Consider the following 19,079-nt stretch of genomic DNA (forward strand, 5'->3'; position numbering starts at 1 on the left):
ACATGTGTAAAAAAAATGCGGAAGGTGCTGAAAATGGAAATGAAAAAAAGACATTTACACTGCTAGGTCCCGATATGCGTCCATATCAAAGTAATACACCAGGTATTTTTGGTGGGTATCGACGGGGGAAATTATATGGTAAATTAGATTGTCCTTCAACACTTCGAACTATAGCAAAAGGTGGATACGTGAAACATCGCGTGTTTTTTGCCGATGAACAGGCGGCTATATCAGCAGGTTTCAGGCCATGTGCAGTTTGCATGCCTGAAAAATATGCACAATGGAAGAAAGAGAAAAGAAAAAGATAAGAGAAATAATGAAATTGTATAAAACACGTGACAAAAAGTTCAGGTTTTTGTAAATAGAATCGCAATGATACACTAACGTACACATTTCATATGCCAACTTGTATCAATTTCATTGCCCTCTTTTTACTTTCTTATCCTCGTTTCATACTGCGGATGAGATTTTTTGTTTCTTTATCCACACGATTAGATTCCGTAATTTTTTGCAAGGCTTTATTATATGTAAAATCATCAAATGTGTTGTTTCTCAAATATTCCATTGTCGAATCGGGAAACTTCACATAACTGATGGAGACAGCCCATGCAACCGCCATTTTTGCATAAAACCCTTCATTCTTTACACAATCCAGGAGATTCAGCACTCTGTCGATGTATTCAGTCTCGATATAAAAGACCAGGAGCATAACCACTCCAAATCGTATCTCATATTCTTTCTTTGAAGATAGATAGGGCTGTAAAAACTCCCATACACACTCTTTATTTTCCTTTGTAAATTTTAGACCTGTACAAAAGCTATCACATACCGACCAATTATCAATTTTTGGCACGAACGAAGCCACATAAGACAGGAGTTCTTCAATATCCGTCTTAACATAGCCAATGACCATACCTTGCAGCATGATTTCCTCAAAATATTCATCTTTTGCAGTTTCAAGGTAAGTTCGCCAGTCCCCCTTTGCAATTTTTTTTGCTATTTTACGAAGCTCTGGGCCGAACACCTAATACATTGTTAATAGTAGGTATAAGTGCGGCCGAAAATTTCTGATAGTCTGTATCAATGAGTTCAAAGATTTGTTTTCTAATTGGATTTTCCATTGTTACACTCCTGTTAGCTTGAATTCGGTAACTTTATGAGCTAAGCTTTGTTGTTATTCTAACAGTTATACTATAACTGATTCTTTTTTGAAAAAGCCAAGAAATGAATATAACAGCAAGATATCGAAATATTATTGATGCAGCAATAACACTTAGTAATTGACCGGTGAAAATGTTCCTCTTGCAAATGTATTCATTTTCTTGTCGGAATCCCTTAATGTTGTAAATCCACATTTTCCTTATTTAGTTGCTCTTGCCAACTGTTTCAGTTTGGTAGGAGAGAGATATTTTTGCAATGTCTGTGAAAATAAATGAAATTCTTCTTTGGTGGATAGATTCATAAAAAACACGCCATCCTTTCCTTTTTTAAATCATTAAAGAAAGAATAGTGTGTTTTTTTGTTTTGGGTGAATGTTCTATTTTATATTAATCGAGCTTTTTAGACTGGGAATCATTCCAAAATTGATTTGGATCCGGCCACTCGCAGACGGAGGGTCTTCTACACCCTCTGCAGTGATGTAGACCGATACATCATTATTCTGCAAAATCTAGCAATTGCCAGACGTCTTAATTGACAGGTACTCTACCCTCCACCCATCCAATATAACTATAGTATACGAAAACAAGAATTTTCAAGTTAATTATTTATGAATTCTAAAAATACATATGACAATGGGAAGTGTGATGCTCTGAACTAGACATCTAGTAGGATAGCTAGTTTACTTTTCTTAGCTTGATAGAACCAGCAAACGGCTACTGAGGGGAAACGGAATCATATTATGGAATCTATCTGATGACATAAAAAAAGAGGGGATTATCCCTCTTTTTCACACTCTCTAAGTTTGTAGCTCGGTAAATATAAGGTTCAAACTTTCTTCTGTCGTGTTCCATTCGTTTGGGCTCAGGATAATTTTTTCGATGGTAAGCACTCCCTTTTTTAGATTTATCAACATTTTTCACTTTCTAAATTTGTAACTCAGCCACTTTAAGACTAAGATTATCTTCCGTTGTGTTCCATTCGTTTGGGGTTTGGGTAGTTATAGTGATTATCTTTCCGGTAGGAAACACTCCCTCTTATAAGTTTACCAACATTTCTATTATATCATTTATTCAAAACAGTTAATATTTTTCTGGGTAAATCCTGTATTTTTGCATTTCTTCTCGAAAAGGTGTAATATCGAATTTTCAGAAATTGGTTATTTTTTCCTAACTCCTTATCTTGGGATGATGAATATGAATAGAGGCTATTTGATTTTTGCAATAAGCTTGATCTTCCTTTTCTAGGCGATGACTATGTCAAACAGGGTTACGGAACCGACTCACGGATTGAGAGGTCGCGCTGGAAAATAATCTCAGTCACCAAAGGATGAATGATAGTTCTTATTTAGGACATCATAAAGTCAAGAGTACATAACGATTAAGCCCAACCATATATACCTTCATAAGGTGTATATGAGGTGAGCGAAGATCATGTAAGATATTCAACAGATATCTTGCATGATTGACCGAATCATTTCGAATGGGCGATAGACTGTTTGGCTATGGTTTTCAACCATAACCAAACATCTATCGACTCATCGTAATGCTAGGTAGATCGTTATGTACTCCTATTTGTATTTGTAGAGCTATTACACCAATTGTCGTTTTTTATACGACTTAAATTTGCAGTAGCTCAGTTAGGCAGATGGCATATGCGAGCTGGACAGGTACAAGTTGAAAACATAAGGAATGTATTACTTTCATATATAGATATACGACTTAGTTAAAAAGATGAGCCCTACCGACTACCGAAAGACGAAACACCGAAACGTTTCGGTAAATCGATGCCTCCAAGAGCTGAGGGTTGGAAGTTTACCATTTGAGTTAGGTAATTTTTCACGAATTCCTCAGGTGATCATCCAAATGGATTTGAGGAGATTTGAAGTTCCTCAATTTTTTATTTAATTTGGTATAAAGTGAATGATTATGTATTTAGATTACCATCAGTTCGAACCATACGAAAGTGCTGACGTAGTATGGATGCTACCATAGCGGTAGTCGTTGATTTTCCCGCACTTCCAGTTATACCAATTACTTTTGGATGGAATTGTTTCCAGTTCCACAAAGCCATTTTCCAGTAGGCTGCATAGGGGTCTTTTGCTCGTATTATAGCTACACTTGCAGGGATACCTTTTGCACTGAAATGATTAGGAATAACAACAGCAGCTGGTCGTACTTTTTGAATTGCTGCTAGTTGTTTTTCCCACTTACTCTGTTTGGTGTAAACATAGATTTGATGGGATTTCAATGAACGAAATCTGGCAAAGTTTATTTCATGAATAGGTAAGTTCGGTTTACCAGACAGTAATTTTCCTTTCATGATGTTTACAGCTTTTCCGAGAGTAGTAGCCCTCACTTTTCTCCCTCCCATATTTCTCTCTTCTGCGCTATCTTATTCGATCAAGTGAAAAGTGGAGATGGGTAAGTACCCAAATTGTTGAGAAAGTTTAACAATGGATCATGGCATTTAGAGATAACAGGTGTTAAGATAGAAAACGATGTATGATGAAGAGAGGAGGAGTCCTTATGAGTGGTTCCCAATTCTTTCAGATTTTTTTATATGCAAATAACTGGGATATTGTTTTAAATTTGGTTTTCATTGCGATTGCATTGGTATATATTTTATTGACTGGTCCATTGGTAAAGTTTATTTCAGGAGCAACACCAGTTTCTGGACTCCATCGTTTTTCTTTTATCGTGGGACTTATGTTTTACTACTTTGCTGAAGGTAGTCCTCTGACCTTGTTGTCGCACGAATTGTTCAGTATGCATATGGCGCAGATGACGATTTTATACATCGTAATGCCGCCCTTATTGTTACTCGGTATTCCAGGATGGTTCGTTCGTCCATTGTTAAAAATAAAAGTTTTTCGGTCTTTGTTGACTTTCTTTACGAAACCTTTAATTATCTTGTTTATTTTCAATGGTCTTCTTTCTGTGTATCATGTGCCAGCTGTCTTTGATATGATTATGGAGAACCATCTATATCATAATATTGCTCACACCATTTTACTTATCACCGCATTGTGCATGTGGTGGCCTATTATTTGTCCTGTAGAAGAGATGGATAAAATAAAACCATTACACAAATTGGCCTACATTTTTGCAAATGGAGTTTTACTGACACCAGCTTGTGCATTAATTATGTTTGCTGATACCACAATCTATCCCATGTACAGTCAGGTTTCACCATTTTCGATCATGACACCCCTGCAAGATCAGCAAACTGGTGGCGTGATCATGAAGATTACACAGGAAGTGGTTTACATTACAGCAATTGCTCTTGTCTTTTCCAGATGGTTTCGCATCCAGCGGGCACAAGATGAAAAAGAGTTAGCAGAATGGAAAAAAAGTCAACTTGCTACAGACAAACCGTAAGGAGAGAAAGTTTTGAAAAAAAGATGGCTCCTCATTCCAATCGTTTCCCTATTTTTACTATTTGCTGCTTGTAGCACTTCAAACAACAAATCTGAGACACCGAAAACAACTCAGCAGTTATCTGCAGAAGAGACTCTCTTTCAAAATCATTGTTCTACTTGCCATGGTGGAAATTTAGAAGGTGGATATGGTCCAGCACTACAACATGTGGGGAAAACATATTCTAAGGAACAAATTTTAACGATAATGAAAAATGGTAAAGGCAGTATGCCTTCCCAATCGTTTATACCAAAAGCAGATCAAGAAAAATTAGCAGCATGGCTATCCAATAAAAAATAGACACATACAGTGTCTATTTTTTATTGGATGTTTGCAATTGATGAATCTTTCAGTTGTTATGATATTATCATGAAGATGAAAATGTGTAACGGAGTAGGTGAACAGCAGTATGGATAGATGGATGCAAGATTTAGCGGAAGACCAAAAAAAATTGACGGAAAAGCAGCAAAATATATTAGAAGCAGCAATTCATCTGTTTGCAGAAAAAGGATACAATGGCACGACTACTAGTGAGATAGCAAAGTTCGCAGGTGTTGCAGAGGCAACCATTTTTAAACATTATCGTACCAAAAAAGGACTGCTCCTTCGATTAGTTATTCCCGTAATCTCAAAGTTTGCTAGCCCCTTTATTTTAAATACACTTGTAGAGATTTTAGAACAAGAAAAGCCAATTGAAGAGATTTTGCAAGACTTGATCGAAGATCGAACGGAATTAGTGGAAAAAAATTGGAAGACGATACGAATTGTATTAATCGAAAGTTTATTTCATCCTGATATTCGTGAAGCATTAAAAGAAAATGTGGGGAAGCATGTTATTGATATTGTTAGTCAAAAAATAAACCGTTTAAAAGCAATTGGAAAGATAAGAGATGATCTACCTAATCGTGTCTTGATAAGGGGTATTATGTCTTCTGTATTCGGTTATTTATTGGCTAAAAATGCAGTTCCAGATATTTTATCAGCAGGTAATGAAGATGAAGAATTAAAGTGGACAGTCGAACTGATGTTACATGGTATAAAAGGAGAAAACAAGTAGAGTCAAAAAAAGCAATTCTACTTGTTTTTTATGAGATTCCAAGTTTCTGTTGTGATTGCGAATATCTCATGATCTTCCCATATCCCAAAAATCTGTACATGATATTTGGACAAACCTTCATTTAGGAATCCATTTTTTTCTAACACTCGGATAGATCCTTTATTATGGGGCATGACTCCTGCTTGTACACGATGGAGACCTACTTCTTCAAAAGCAAATTGCAGAGCAAGTTTGATTGCTAATGTCATGTAACCTTTGCCTTGCATACCCTCTGCTATGGAGTAACCAATAGTACAATTTTGCCACGAAGCCCGCACAATGTTACTCAATGTTAGTCTGCCGATAAGTTGATGGTCGTAAAGGAATATACCAAATCCATAGGATCGATCATTTTCCCAGTCGTTTATTTCGGTTTTAATCTTTTCCAGTTGTCCTTCTATAAGATAGTAAGATTCGGGTCGTATGGGGTTATATGGTTCCAAGAATGCTCGATTTTCTTGCCAATAGTGATAAAGGGAATCTACATCTTTTACGTTTAGGGGACGAATATAAAGACCGTTTGTTTGTAGCATTCATATCACCTTGTTTTGGCTTTTTTAATGAAAATTATTTTCGTTTATTTTAGTACTCAAAGTTATCAGGGTCTTTACCTGCCCGAAGGTTCTCATTAAGTGAATTGATTTGCTCCATATCTTCAGCAGTTAGAGAAAAATCAAAAATATTAGCATTTTCGATCAGGCGTTCTTTTTTAGTAGTCTTAGGTATAGTAATTACGCCATTTTGTAAATCCCATCGTAAAATGACTTGTGCAATGGTTCTGTGATGTTTTGCTGCAATTTCTCTCAAGGTGGGTTCGTCCTGAAGTCTACCTCTCATCAAAGGAGACCAAGCTTCTAATTGAATACTTTCTTGCTGGCAAAAAGCTCGTATTTTCTCTTGGGATAGCTTGGGATGGTATTCTACTTGGTTTACCATAGGTTTTATCGTTCCGATACCCATTACATCTTGTAGGTGATGAATGTGAAAGTTACTTACTCCAATCGCTCTGACTTTTCCTTCTTGGTATAGTTTTTCTAACGCTTTCCAAGTATCTTTGTAAAAATTAGGGACAGGCCAATGGATTAAATAGAGATCTAAATAATTTAATCCAAGGCGTTTTAGACTCGCATCAAAAGCTGCAAGTGTAGATTCATAACCTTGGTCTGTATTCCATACTTTTGAAGTAATGAATAGGTCTTCACGTGAAATAGTAGCTGTCTTTATTGCTTCCCCCAAACTGCTTTCATTTTTATAAAGAGAAGCAGTGTCAAAACTTCGATAGCCCAGTTCAATTGCGGTATGCACTGTAGAAATCAATTCTGCTCCTTCTTGAATTTTATAAACCCCTAAGCCAAACCATGGCATTTTTACTCCATTATGTAAAGTAGTAGTAGAGTGGATATCTTTTATCATTTAGCTGTATCTCCTTAAGGCAAATGTAGGTTTGTCTTTACTTCATTAATTTGTTCCAAATGCCTTTTTTCATGTAATCCTACAAACTCTACCCATTGATGAAAACTCATAGCTTCTCCCAACACTGGATGTCTCATTGATTTTTGTGCAAGTTGATCAGCAGTTAATCCTTCTATGAATAACTCAAAAACATGACGTGAATTGTTTAATTTTTTTCGCAGTGAGTGCAATGTTCGAAACTCATCACTGATTGGAATTGGATATACAAGTTTCCGAGAGCGGTCTAGGGTTAATTGAACGGGTTTTACGATTGGTTTTTCTGTTTTCATTTGAAGGTGCTGTGTCATTTTTTTGGTGATGGTGTCTTCAGTTAAATAAAGATGCTCCAGTATTTGAGCAATGCTCCATCTGTCAGATGATTCTTGTTGATTGATTTGTTTGTCTGTTAAATACATGATGGTATTCCAAATATCGTTGCGAATTTCATTATGTTTAAACAAATTAATCCCCCCTTTATATTTATATTATACAACTGATACTCTGATAGGATTTATTAAAAACACCTTTCCACAACTGGTTTGGTGTAGAAAGGTGTTATTTTGTTTCGCTTAAGGATGTAGAAGAAATAGTAGGATCTTTTTTTGTTTTCCAAGGAATTTCTGCTAGAAGTATTCCAAGAATAATAATAGAACAACCAAATAGCTCTTCATTTGATAAAGTGATACCATTTACATAGTAGTCACCTATTGCTGCAAATACTGGCTCGAGGGTGAAAATGATTGCAACACGTGCAGAAGAGACTTTTTTCTGGACGATTGTTTGTGCTACAAAAGCGTAAACTGTTGCAAGAGCAGATGTAATTAGAATAGCTGTCCAAACAACTGGTTTTCCTATTAAAGCAATTTTTACGGATTCAAAGAAAAAAGATGAAATTCCACTAAGAACAGTGACAGTTATAAGTTGCCAAATGACAAAAGTGTAAGTTCCTACTTTGTTTGTAAAGTGGCCGGTGAGAGCAATTTGGATTGCAAAAGCCAAAGCACATCCTAAAGCAAGTACATCACCCATATTCATTCCTACGATCGATCCTGAAAGAAAATAAAGACCGATAACAGAACAGATGACTCCGATTAAAGTAGGTATTTTTATACGGTGTCGAAAAAATAGGAGTGCGACAAAAGGAACGAAAGCGACATTCATTCCTGTGAAAAATCCAGATTTACCTGATGTGGTGTAAAGCAGACTGAATGTTTGCAAGGCAAATCCAAGGAATAGAAAAAATCCGATCAATGCCCCACTCTTTATAGCTGCCCAGTTCCAGATGTTTTCTTTCACAAAGAGCTTATTGATGAGCCATAACAAAAGGAAGGCAACAAAAAAGCGAATAGCTAGAAAAGAGTAAGGAGGGATTTCTTTGATGGCATTCTGAACCACCACAAAAGTGACTCCCCAAAAAAATGTAACAGAAATCAGAATGAACTCAGGTAAAAAGCGTTTAGACACTTTTCCACCTCCTTCACAAAACTCATACTAAAATAACATAAATAAATATGTTTTGTATATTCAAAATAAAATTTTGTATTTTTAGTATTTATGAGATAATTTCTTCTGGTTGAGATGAAAAGAAAGCATGAAAACACAAGAGGCGAAAGAGTGGCCTCTTTTTATTCATTCAATATCCTCTGTACAATTTGTTCCATCTTTTTTACTGTATTTTTATCAGATGGAGTAAACACGCTACAACGGATGTCAGAGTTTTCTTTTATATCTAAAGAAGTGAGATCAAATAGCATTTTCCCCATTTTTGCGTGACGAAATTCAATAAATACTTCAGGAGATGAACTGACATCATTTTGGTGCCAAAAAGATTGAAAGTCTGCATTTTCAAGAGACAATTTGTTAATGAATTCATTGTACCAAGGGTCACCCATATACTTCCCATAGTAAGAACGAAACAGTGCTAAAAATCCACGTGCAAAGTCCGGCCAATTAACAGCTAACTGTCGTAATTCTCTGCGGGTAAATAGTAACCAGATCATATTACGTTCTTCTTGTGGTACTTGGTCAAAATTAAGAAAGACCCCAGCAGCAGCTTGATTCCACTCAATAATATTACATCTACTGTCTGAGACGATTGTGGGAAAATGGCGTAGTTCTTGAAGGATAGCCTTCATACCACTGCTAATTTCGGGCGTTTTTTCACTATTTGGTACAGTTGGTTGATCTAAAGCCAACATGAACAAATATTTTTTTTCTTCTTCGTTCAGTTGTAGGGCAGAAGATATACTGTTTAATACAGAAGAGGTAAGGGTAATATTTCTTCCTTGCTCAAACCATGTATACCATGTTGTACTTATGCCAGCTAATTGGGCAACTTCCTCTCTTCTTAGACCAGGCGTTCTCCTACGTCCGATAGCAGGCAGTCCGACTTCGTTGGGTTGTAACTTAGCTCGATGTGTCTTTAAAAACTCGGATAAGGCTTTTAATCGAGTATCTTCATTCATATCTCTAAGATCTCCTTTTTAGCAGGTAGATTTTCTGTATGCTAGCATTTATTATACTAGGATAACCTATAACTTGTAATAGGATAATGATCTGTGTCATTCTAAAAGAAAATATAGTGAAATGAGTGAAGAATGATGGGGAGAGTTGTTATTACAGGTATGGGGGTCATATCTCCAGTGGGAAACGATGTAAATACATTTTGGGATCGTATTCGCCATGGAATATCCGGTATATCTACTATTGATACATTTGATACAGCATCATTTTCCACTAAGATAGCCGGTTTGGTTCGTGATTTTGATGCAGCAAGTATTGTAGGAAAAAAAGAAGCTCGGAAGATGGATCGATTTTGTCAATTTGCTGTTGCAGCATCAAAACAAGCCATTGACGATGCTGGTCTCATTTTCGAAGAGGAAAATAGGGATCGAATTGGTGTTTACATTGGTTCGGGTATTGGAGGAATTCAAACGATTTTAGAAAATCACCGTACCATGTTAGATCGTGGACCATCGCGTGTAAATCCCGCTCTTGTACCAATGATGATAGCAAATATGGCTAGCGCTCAAGTAAGCATACTGTTTGGGTTGAAAGGCCCGACCATGGCGCATGTTTCTGCTTGTGCGACTAGCAATAATGCGATTGGAGAAGCTTTTAAGTTAATTCAAAGGGGAGGAGCTGATGTGGTAATTGCTGGGGGAGCAGAAGCAGCTATCACGGATCTAGCACTTGCAGGCTTTGGTAATGCTAGAGCATTATCTACGAGAAATGATGAACCTACTCGTGCTAGCAGGCCTTTTGATCGAGATCGAGATGGATTTGTAGCTTCTGAAGGTGCCGGAATTTTGGTATTGGAATCTTTCGAACATGCAGTGAAAAGGGGTGCCACCATCCATGCAGAAGTAATAGGTTATGGCTCTACTTCTGATGCGTATCATATGGTTGCTACTGATGAAGAAGGATTAGGTGCTTATCAGGCAATGAAAGAAGCAGTTGAAGATGCTAACATTTCTATTGAAGAAATTGACTACATCAATGCACATGCCACAAGTACACCTGTAGGAGATCAATCTGAAACGATTGCAATCAAGAAATTGTTAGGAAAACGTGCTTTTGAAGTTCCAGTCAGTGCAATAAAATCAATGGTTGGTCATATGTTAGGGGCAGCAGGTGGGATAGAGGCTATAGCCTTAGTAAAAACGATCCAAGAGAACATTATTCCACCAACTATAAATTTGAATAATCCTAGTCCGGAATGTGATTTAGATTATGTTCCAAATGAAGCGCGAGAACAACTAGTAGATATCGGGATCTCCAATTCAATAGGTTTTGGCGGACATAATGCAGTTTTAGTTTTGAAGAAGTTAAAATAAGGAGTTTTCATTCACGGTTTAATACCAAAATCTTTTTAATTGGTTTAAATCGTGTTTTTTTATAAATAGGTTGCTCCCCTTGTAAGAAAACATATCAATAAAAACATGTCGTAACACAAGGGAAGAGTAACACAAGCAGATCAAATTAGTCAGAAATTTGTCTACTTTGAATGGTTTGGTCGAACTGATAGGAAAGCACAGGCCTCCTTGCAAAAGTCAACTCGGCAGAAATGGCGCCGAATACATAATCCTGATGCTTGACGACGACAAACGTCGGAAAATAAATGCGTTTTTCCAACATGTCCATATACAGGAGACTTGTCCAAATGGTGAGATTCGGAAAGATACGTACTGTCGCAATTTTATCGGCTACCCAAGAATGTTCGTCCTTCTGGTTGATGTATTTAGCTGATACTTCCAAGCTATCGTGAAGATCAGTGAACATGAGTTTAGGACGCGAATCGTTCAAGCGGCCTTTTTTGTATGCATACTTGCCTTCAGAACGCCAGAGGTTTTCGCATTGTTGGGTACGAAGGGAACCGGGAATAAGAGTAATCCCATTGTTCACTTGAATAGGAGTACTCATAGCTTTCTTGCCAAAGCTGACCGTCTTGATCGCTACAGGCTGAGTAGTTGAACCTACCAAGTTTTCTTGCATTGATTTCCGTTCTTTGATCTGACTTGTGTGACTGAATATGTACTTTATTATATACGATGATGAACTATGAATAAGTAAATCTTCTGTTAAGGGGGGAATGATAACACAGATACCTGTTAATAAATGAACATGAATTTATGGTGCATAAAACTTTATTGGTAAATCAAACTAATTAATAGGATTTATTCTAAATGTCATAAGAAGGGTTGTTCCGTATGAATGAAATTGAACTGAATGGCACGATTTTTTATGAACCAACCACAAATCAATGGACGGCTTCTGGTACAGGTTGGTGGATTGAAAAAACGGACAATCATATGGCCAAGATTACGTTTGAAGAGCCAATTACCTTTGATTCTGGACAAATATCAAAAACAAAAAGTTATAGTCTTTTTATCAGCAATATTAATAAAAATGGGGACGTAGAGACTTATCACGTAGATGAAAACGGTTTTATCATTACTTGGAAGAATTATTCCAATGAGACCTGCATTGCTTCTTTTCAAGTAGTAGGAGTAAAAGCATGTTTCGTTCCAAATGACAGAAATTTGGGCACACAAGAGAGCGTAGCTGATATTTATGCTGCTGAACTTTTATTTAGTTATGAGGCTAAATATGGTGTAATAACTCTTATGGGTTCTGGTACGATTTCATGCAAAGAAATCGCGGAAGAAAAGTTAGGTATATTAGGTTGTCATGCAGACGAAGTGAAGAAAGCACTCGAAAAGGAAAACCATCCGCTTACGAGAAAACTAATGCAGGATCAGTTAAACCAGACAAATATGAGGATGGATCGTCACAAAAAAATGATTGAAAAGAGCGCTAAATACTGGGATTCTGCGCTCAAATTTGGTGAGTTATGGGGACGCTATTCTGCAAATGAACAGGAGAGTGTGCTTGGTGGTTGTTATGTACCGTTATGCACGGGTGGAGGACCTGGAATCATGCGGGCAGCTGCCCAAGGAGCAAGAAATCAAGATGCACATGTTATAGGAATTGATTGTCAGTTTGGAGTAGATAACTTCTTTAATCTCAAAGATACTTACTCTATCCATACCAATCAGCGTCTACGGCTTAATAATTTTTCTATCCGAGAGGGAGTTCTTATTAATTACTCTCATGTTATCCTGTTTTGGCCAGGTGGATTTGGAACTGCATGGGAAGTTTTTGAAACGCTTTCCAAAATACAAACCAATCACCTTCGAAAGCATCGAACAAAGGCAATATTTGTTCATCCGGAGTACTGGGAGCCTGTTTTCAAATGTATTGATAGTATGCGGGAACATGGTTCGATTAACAGTTATGGTGATCGAATTAAAATTCCCGGCGTAGATGATCAATTACCAGAAGAGGCTTACATTGCGGAAGTCGCTAATGGTCCAGTAGAAGCTTTCGCAAAAACAAGGTCATTTGTGGAGGAACTTTATCAAAAGAATCAGCTGACATTGAAAGAATGAAGGAATGGTCTTAGCATCGAATTTGTTTGCAAAAAGAATCAACAGAAGAGTTGATTCTTTTTGCATGAGAGGCAAGTTTACAATTAGCAAGAACCGGATTCATATAATCTCCTGTTTACACTTTTTAATCAAGTTGCTAGTATAAGCATGCAAAGGAGATGGAAACATGGTATCAAAAAACTATCGGTATCCAGTAGAGTACACCTTAAAACTAATCGGAGGAAAATGGAAACTGCTAATTTTATTTATTTTATTGGAAGAAGGAACAAAAAGGTTCAGTGAATTCCACAAGATCATAGATGGCATCACTCAAGGAGTGCTAACTACCCAATTGCGAGAATTAGAGAATGACGGATTAGTTGAACGAAAAACATATGCTTCTGTACCACCAAAAGTTGAATATTCCCTTTCTCCTTTAGGTAAAACGTTATATCCTATTTTAAAGGGTATGTGTGATTGGGGAAGCAAACAGTTGAACCAAAATTAGTGAATCAGTTCTTCTAAGGACTCAGCTATATGTTTTTTGTATTTCTTGGCTTGATTTTGTAGATACTCATCACTGCCTCTACTGGCATTGTATGTGATAAACGACGGTAAAAAGGTTCCATTACAGCGCATAATTGTCGCTTGGATTGGTTTGATTAATTCACTTATCGAAAACCAATTATGTCCGCCGGCTCGATATGAATTCTCTGATCCGCCTGTTGTTATAGCAAGAATAAATTCTTTCCCTTTTAAATTATCTCCTCCTGGACCATATGCCCATCCAAACTGCATGACATCATCAAACCATTTTTTTAAAAGCGGTGGGCAACTGTACCAATAAAATGGAAATTGAAAAACAATGCGATCGAACTCTAATAATAGTTGTTGTTCTTTTTCTATATCTATTATCCAATTTGGATATTCTTGATAGAGATCACGAATAAATATATTTGATTCTTTTGATATTTCTGTCTTCAAAATTTGATTAGCACGAGATTCACCTAAGTCGGGATGTGCGACGATCACCATTATTTTCATGTTTTTCATCCTTTTTCGGTTGGTATAAGAACTCATTGATGATTATGACAGGTTTATAGTTGAAAGATAAGTACTTATATTTTTCGGAGTTAGTATGGTACAGCGTACTAATGCTAGAAATGTAGTCTGAAAGTAAAAATGAATCAAAATGTAGAGAGGAATTTTGAAGTAATAGTTGTCTTCGATCATATTTTAAAAATGGAATGAAGTATCATATATCTGTACTCACAATAAATGAAAACTAGTTTCTTTCGCAAACTAAAACCATGAACGCAGGAGTATTTTTTAATTTTTATGATAAGAAAATCCAAACAGCTTGGGAGAAAATGGAGGGAAGTTCATTTAAAAGAAGCTAGAATACAACACATAGATAATCAACATAATAAGAAGAAAATTTCAGAATCTGTTATATGTAAGGGAATTTATTAAAATAAAAACAAGGTTAACATGGATCAAAAAAACATTGAAAAGTGAGTGATTCGCTCGAAAGGAGAAAGAACAGTATGCATGATAATACTGAACCAGATCACACAGCAGTTCGAGTTGCGTTGTGGCGAGCATTGCATATAGAGGTCGATTCACCACCGTATGTATTCAAAGACGAGATCGGCCTGCAATTGGCAGATCCGGGAAATGGATGGCGTCAACGTCCTGACATGGATCCAGAGAGCACTAGTGGCTTCCGAGCATCGATCGTGGCCCGGGCTCGCTTTATTGAGGAACTGGTCATCGAACAGCTTAAGAAAGGAGTCACTCAGTATGTCATCCTCGGCGCTGGTCTCGACACTTTTGCTCAGCGCAGACCAGAGATAGCCTCTCAAATGCAGATTTTTGAGGTTGACCAGCCTAGTATGCTGGCTTGGAAGAAGCAGCGCCTGAATGTACTCGATTTTGACATCCCCAAGTGGTTACGACTCGTTCCAGTCGATTTCGAGGCTGGCTGGTCCTGGTGGGAACAGCTAAAGATTTCAGGATTCGATGCAAGTCGCCCAGCTGTTGTTGCCTCTACTGGTGTAACCCAGTACCTCACCAAAGATGCGATCGCTGCCACACTGCTCCAAGTTGCAACACTTACCCCCGGCTCCGCATTAGCCATGACGTTCCTGCTACCATCTGAGCTTACTGAGTCCAAGTTGCAGCCTAGTGTTGAGGAGGCGAAGAAGGGAGCGCGAGCAAGCGGCACGCCTTTTGTTAGCTTTTTCAGACCGTCAGAGATGCTGACATTGGCCCGCGAGGCAGGTTTCCAAGAAGTCCAGTACGTGTCATCGGCAGATCTTAACCAGCGCTACTTTACTGGACGAACGGATGGTCTGTGGTTGCCAAAGGGAGAGGAATTCTTGGTAGCTAATACCTAGAATTCAAGTTTTCAATAGACTTTATTACTAGTGGTATAAAGTAGACTTAAAGCAGGTATCTAGCATGCAGAAGAAGAAAATAGAGGTAGGGTTCATCTACTCCCTTAATCTATTAAAAAGGATGTTAGAAGATATGATCTATAATCTATTTGAAAAAGATAAAGAGGAAGATACAATTGAGTCCCGATTGAAAAGACTAGAACTTGATATAGAAGAAGCAATAAATGAAATTAATCCAGACGAAAATATAAATTTCTTAACAAAATTGAGCGATGATCTTTTCTCTATTTCTTGGAAACTAGATAATATCCTAGATGAAATTGAAGACTATAAAGAGACCGTAGAATGGAAAATGAGATCACTTCATGACGCTTACTATCTAGTAACCGAGTTAGGGGTTGAAGATTTAAATATTGAAACATGGAAAAGACAAGTAATTAGCAATCTAAAAATAGTAAATAAATTAGATAAACTTAAGGATCATGTTTTCAATTTAGAGAATGAGCTGGAACTTGGCAGTGGCTTCAACAGAATATTATCCCGAATAGAAGATTGTCTTGATTCAGACTATGAGTCCGATTTCGAAGTAGTTGAAAATAATGCTATAGAGGCAAAGAAATGTTTAAAAGTGATCCTTGAAGCATTACATCCTGTTATTAAGGATGAGAAGCTCAAAAGGTTACAAGATAGAGCATCAAAATTAGGGATACAGTTGGACAAATAATGGGAAGCTTTCAAGAGATGCATCAATGCTTGAAAAAGCTTCTAAAATAAAGAAGAGTCCCTGAATTTTGAGAACTTCTCTTTTATTTATGATGAATAGTAAATAAGTAGATTTCTCACACCGAGCTTTTCCGAGATGGTATACAGCATGGAGTTAGGGGTTAGAGCAAGCAATGGAGTTTATAAAAGCCGATCAAAACGCGAAATCAAATGGTTATTTTTTGGGGGAAGGTGTCACTGCGGAGAATGATGAGAGAAACAACGGAAGATAATTATGTCAACCAATTAGCAGAAAACTGCTTAATCTTCTATAATGTATTTGCCTTGTCCTTTATCTTGCACGAATACCAGCCGAACGGAAATAAAAGCGATGAAGAACTCTTAGGAGTTTTAAGTCCTAATATTGTGGCTCATCTCAATCGGTTTGGAAAATACCAACTAGATCTGAAGCGTCAACCATCTGACTTCATTTCGATGTTCCTAAGACCTCAATATAAATATTGATCCCACTCTAATTCAGCGCTAAGGCGTCGAATTAGAGTGGGTAGCCTCACGTTTACCGATAGGGATACCGATATGTGAGAGCCAGAGATACGGTGCAGAGTAACGCGCCCAGCAATAGGGCTGACGTCAAACCCAGCCACTGCCCGATACCGAACCCAAGGAACGCGGAAATCAGCTGGACGATGGTATCCTGTGACTTCTTTGCCGCTACATACAGCGACGAATTGTTTGTCAGTTGTCTTGCCTTACGGGCCATCCAAATTGGAGCCGTACGACCAAGCACGATGAAGGGAACAGCTACTATCAGAAGTACGCTTTGGGAAGTACTAAGTCCCAGTGCGCTCAAACCGTAGCCTACGACAGCCATACTATGACTCCAGAAAAGCCATCTGTGTACACTCCGCCACCAACTTGGAGTGGGCTCCATTGTTTTCAGTTCCGTCTTCTGGAGCAGATGGATACTGATGAGTGGCGTACACACAGGTACGACTGACAACAGAATCAAAGAACCCCAGCCTTGCATCGCTGAAAGGATCAGAACCGATCCAAAGATGGAAGACGAGATCGGAGCTCCAATTCCGAGGAGTTCGAGTCGAACGGCATTATCGGTACGCCATGTCGTTTTCTCTTTCTTTTGTTTTTTCTCTTTCTTTTGCTCTAGAGTTGTCTCTTTCATCTGCTTGATCGGCACGAGGAGGAGTACAGTGATGACAGCGGGGATGGTTACCCACAGCCAAATCTGCTGGTGTCGTACCAAGAAGAAACCCAGTGCCGTGAGGGATCCCGCCACAAGGCCTCGAATAAGTCCTGACCAGTTGTCGACCTGGAGGCCATCGTCTCCTTCGTTACCCCTCTGTTTCCTCAGCTCCAACCACCAGGCACCAATAGCAACAACCGCCCAAGAGGTTGGCAAGGTGGTAAACGCCTTTGCGTAGAAACCCCAGATCCAGTCCTTTTGTACCAAAACCCCAGTGATCGGATAGGAGAAGATCCACACAATAACTCCCCAGATGATCACCTTTTTCGGACCATAGCGGTTGATGATCCAAGTAGCGCTCGTGGTTCCTGCCAGTTGGAGACCCAGCTGAAAGATCGGCAGAGCTACAACATGACCACCATGTCCTTGCTCCATCAGGATTGCTGGCAGCACTTGATGGATGATCGTTCCCGTTGGAGACAAAAAGAAGGTGAGAGCTAGCAGTGCCCTAGGAGTGGGCGTCCAATACCAACTCCGATGAAATTTCTGAGAAGTCTGCTTGACCCCTCTGAATAATTTCCTGATCATTGTCTCTCTTTCGTGAGACTGGCCAAGCTTATTGAAGGGAGGACCCTTTTGTTCTTCCAGACTCCTCAATTAAGCTTATTAAGTTGCCCTATCTATAGGAAACTATATTCTCTAGATCCAGTCAACAGAGAAAGATGAACCATTTTTCCAGAAACCCTATGTTTCTGAATACAATAGAGACCCCTCGATCTGCAAATAGATTCCGTACCCTGTCCTCAACAGGTGGAAGCGGGTAAATCTAAAAAACGCCAATCTCCTCAATTGGCGTTTTGATCTTTTATTTAAAAAGTTGTGCTTCATGTATTATTCCATTCGCATAGATTCTATGTCATCGTTCCAAGCATCCCCAACATAAGGAACTTCCCCACAAAAAACTGTGCTTTTACCTCCATAATATTGATCTTCATACACCCTAATACAATTTGTCCCAGCACCATTAAAATCATTTACTATAATAGAAGATACTTCGTTATCCCACCAGCCTAGTGAATAATAACCTCCTGAGTCGACACAACCATAATGTCTCCACTCTCCTTCATAATTAGCATGTTCATACAAAGTAACATCAACACACCCGGCTTTTGTGGTGTTATTACTTGATTTAATGACATTGGCTGCGCTTACAGGACTGAATCCAAGTGATAATGTCAAAGCCATCAAAAAACAAACAGTCATCCATTTTTTTATGTTTCGGATCTCACCCGACTCTCTCGTTCGACGAAAGATTTGCTAGAAATTGCGGAACTGATTGCAAAGAAAGGGGCAAATCTCAAAAGTCTAAAAGAATCATGGCTAGATACCACCTCGGCTCATGGGAAAATGCTCTTTACTCTCTTTGCTGGAATGGCCCAATTTGAACGAGATTTGATCGCAGAGAGAACCAAAGAAGGAATTATTGCTGCTAGACAAAGAGGGAAAAATCCAGGTAGACCTCCTGTTGATTCAGAAAAAATTAAATACGCTTTATATCTAGTTGATCAAGGATCTACGATCACCGAAGCCGCTGAAAAAGCAGGGATTTCAAGGATGACACTATACCGTAGAGCCAAAGATGAGCAAGAGTTTTCAAGAGTAGCAAAGATAACTGATGAAAAGCTGTACCTGTAAATAAAC

20 protein-coding genes and 2 pseudogenes are annotated in these 19,079 nt (G+C 38.2%); 11 read left to right on the top strand and 11 right to left on the bottom strand.

All coding sequences use genetic code 11. The annotated features are described in order from the left end of the window. The first annotated feature begins 2 nt into the window (after positions 1-2). Positions 3-308: an Ada metal-binding domain-containing protein gene (locus tag AC5WOE_RS07625; RefSeq protein ID WP_496049938.1), complete on the top strand. Its 306-nt coding sequence runs from the start codon at positions 3-5 to the stop codon at positions 306-308. Between the two features lie 131 nt (positions 309-439). Here AC5WOE_RS07625 and AC5WOE_RS07630 read toward each other — a convergent pair. After that, positions 440-1,121 (bottom strand): annotated as a pseudogene (locus tag AC5WOE_RS07630) (DNA alkylation repair protein). Positions 1,122-3,084: 1,963 nt separating this feature from the next. Next, complete coding sequence (locus AC5WOE_RS07635; protein ID WP_496049940.1) at positions 3,085-3,516, bottom strand: hypothetical protein; 432 nt, start codon at positions 3,514-3,516, stop codon at positions 3,085-3,087. Positions 3,517-3,686: 170 nt separating this feature from the next. Here AC5WOE_RS07635 and AC5WOE_RS07640 point away from each other — a divergent pair, with 170 nt between their 5' ends. From AC5WOE_RS07640 to AC5WOE_RS07650, 3 genes are all read left to right on the top strand, one after another. Then, positions 3,687-4,538: a cytochrome c oxidase assembly protein gene (locus AC5WOE_RS07640; protein WP_496049941.1), complete on the top strand. Its 852-nt coding sequence runs from the start codon at positions 3,687-3,689 to the stop codon at positions 4,536-4,538. Positions 4,539-4,550: 12 nt separating this feature from the next. Further along, positions 4,551-4,877 (top strand): c-type cytochrome, encoded by a 327-nt coding sequence (locus AC5WOE_RS07645; protein ID WP_496049942.1) that lies wholly within the window; start codon positions 4,551-4,553, stop codon positions 4,875-4,877. Positions 4,878-4,986: 109 nt separating this feature from the next. Next, on the top strand, positions 4,987-5,634 hold the full coding sequence (locus AC5WOE_RS07650) for a TetR/AcrR family transcriptional regulator (RefSeq protein WP_496049943.1): 648 nt from the start codon (positions 4,987-4,989) through the stop codon (positions 5,632-5,634). A 17-nt stretch (positions 5,635-5,651) separates the two neighbouring features. Here the strand turns inward: AC5WOE_RS07650 and AC5WOE_RS07655 are convergent, their stop codons facing one another. The 5 genes from AC5WOE_RS07655 to AC5WOE_RS07675 form a co-directional block, all read right to left on the bottom strand. Further along, on the bottom strand, positions 5,652-6,206 hold the full coding sequence (locus AC5WOE_RS07655; RefSeq protein WP_496049944.1) for a GNAT family N-acetyltransferase: 555 nt from the start codon (positions 6,204-6,206) through the stop codon (positions 5,652-5,654). A gap of 49 nt (positions 6,207-6,255) precedes the next feature. Further along, positions 6,256-7,086 (bottom strand): aldo/keto reductase, encoded by an 831-nt coding sequence (locus AC5WOE_RS07660; RefSeq protein WP_496049945.1) that lies wholly within the window; start codon positions 7,084-7,086, stop codon positions 6,256-6,258. A 14-nt stretch (positions 7,087-7,100) separates the two neighbouring features. Further along, positions 7,101-7,586, bottom strand: a complete 486-nt coding sequence (locus AC5WOE_RS07665) for a DinB family protein (protein ID WP_496052275.1) — start codon at positions 7,584-7,586, stop codon at positions 7,101-7,103. Positions 7,587-7,680: 94 nt separating this feature from the next. Further along, a complete protein-coding gene (locus AC5WOE_RS07670) occupies positions 7,681-8,589 on the bottom strand; it encodes a DMT family transporter (RefSeq protein ID WP_496052276.1) in 909 nt (302 codons plus the stop codon). A gap of 161 nt (positions 8,590-8,750) precedes the next feature. Next, on the bottom strand, positions 8,751-9,590 hold the full coding sequence (locus AC5WOE_RS07675; RefSeq protein WP_496052277.1) for a helix-turn-helix transcriptional regulator: 840 nt from the start codon (positions 9,588-9,590) through the stop codon (positions 8,751-8,753). 135 nt (positions 9,591-9,725) lie between these two features. On the opposite strand from AC5WOE_RS07675, the gene fabF reads away from it, so the two are divergent. Then, the gene (gene fabF / locus AC5WOE_RS07680; protein WP_496052278.1) at positions 9,726-10,961 is read left to right on the top strand and encodes a beta-ketoacyl-ACP synthase II; all 1,236 of its coding nucleotides are present in this window, start codon (positions 9,726-9,728) and stop codon (positions 10,959-10,961) included. A 145-nt stretch (positions 10,962-11,106) separates the two neighbouring features. Here the strand turns inward: fabF and AC5WOE_RS07685 are convergent, their stop codons facing one another. Further along, positions 11,107-11,547 (bottom strand): hypothetical protein, encoded by a 441-nt coding sequence (locus AC5WOE_RS07685; protein WP_496052279.1) that lies wholly within the window; start codon positions 11,545-11,547, stop codon positions 11,107-11,109. A 287-nt stretch (positions 11,548-11,834) separates the two neighbouring features. On the opposite strand from AC5WOE_RS07685, the gene AC5WOE_RS07690 reads away from it, so the two are divergent. Further along, a complete protein-coding gene (locus AC5WOE_RS07690) occupies positions 11,835-13,076 on the top strand; it encodes an LOG family protein (RefSeq protein WP_496052280.1) in 1,242 nt (413 codons plus the stop codon). 166 nt (positions 13,077-13,242) lie between these two features. Continuing rightward, positions 13,243-13,563, top strand: coding sequence for a winged helix-turn-helix transcriptional regulator (locus AC5WOE_RS07695; protein WP_496052281.1), 321 nt, complete (start codon positions 13,243-13,245; stop codon positions 13,561-13,563). Here AC5WOE_RS07695 and AC5WOE_RS07700 read toward each other — a convergent pair. Then, positions 13,560-14,099, bottom strand: coding sequence for an NAD(P)H-dependent oxidoreductase (locus AC5WOE_RS07700; protein WP_496051564.1), 540 nt, complete (start codon positions 14,097-14,099; stop codon positions 13,560-13,562). The two genes, AC5WOE_RS07695 and AC5WOE_RS07700, sit on opposite strands and share 4 nt — an antisense overlap. Before the next feature lie 503 nt (positions 14,100-14,602). On the opposite strand from AC5WOE_RS07700, the gene AC5WOE_RS07705 reads away from it, so the two are divergent. From AC5WOE_RS07705 to AC5WOE_RS07715, 3 genes are all read left to right on the top strand, one after another. Next, positions 14,603-15,454 carry a class I SAM-dependent methyltransferase gene (locus AC5WOE_RS07705; protein WP_496052282.1) on the top strand — a complete coding sequence of 284 codons (852 nt, stop codon included), beginning with the start codon at positions 14,603-14,605 and terminating at the stop codon, positions 15,452-15,454. 64 nt (positions 15,455-15,518) lie between these two features. Then, positions 15,519-16,178 (top strand): hypothetical protein, encoded by a 660-nt coding sequence (locus AC5WOE_RS07710; RefSeq protein ID WP_496052283.1) that lies wholly within the window; start codon positions 15,519-15,521, stop codon positions 16,176-16,178. Positions 16,179-16,387: 209 nt separating this feature from the next. After that, positions 16,388-16,681, top strand: a complete 294-nt coding sequence (locus AC5WOE_RS07715) for a Tn3 family transposase (protein WP_496051567.1) — start codon at positions 16,388-16,390, stop codon at positions 16,679-16,681. Between the two features lie 52 nt (positions 16,682-16,733). Here AC5WOE_RS07715 and AC5WOE_RS07720 read toward each other — a convergent pair whose 3' ends face one another. Both AC5WOE_RS07720 and AC5WOE_RS07725 read right to left on the bottom strand, forming a co-directional pair. Then, complete coding sequence (locus AC5WOE_RS07720) at positions 16,734-17,966, bottom strand: hypothetical protein (RefSeq protein WP_496052284.1); 1,233 nt, start codon at positions 17,964-17,966, stop codon at positions 16,734-16,736. Positions 17,967-18,269: 303 nt separating this feature from the next. Beyond that, positions 18,270-18,626, bottom strand: a complete 357-nt coding sequence (locus AC5WOE_RS07725; protein WP_496052285.1) for a hypothetical protein — start codon at positions 18,624-18,626, stop codon at positions 18,270-18,272. A gap of 27 nt (positions 18,627-18,653) precedes the next feature. On the opposite strand from AC5WOE_RS07725, the pseudogene AC5WOE_RS07730 reads away from it, so the two are divergent. Then, positions 18,654-19,073: pseudogene (locus AC5WOE_RS07730) on the top strand (recombinase family protein); the annotation flags it as partial. Between the last annotated feature and the right edge of the window lie 6 nt (positions 19,074-19,079).

It is taken from the genome of Shimazuella sp. NTD248 (assembly GCF_059510395.1).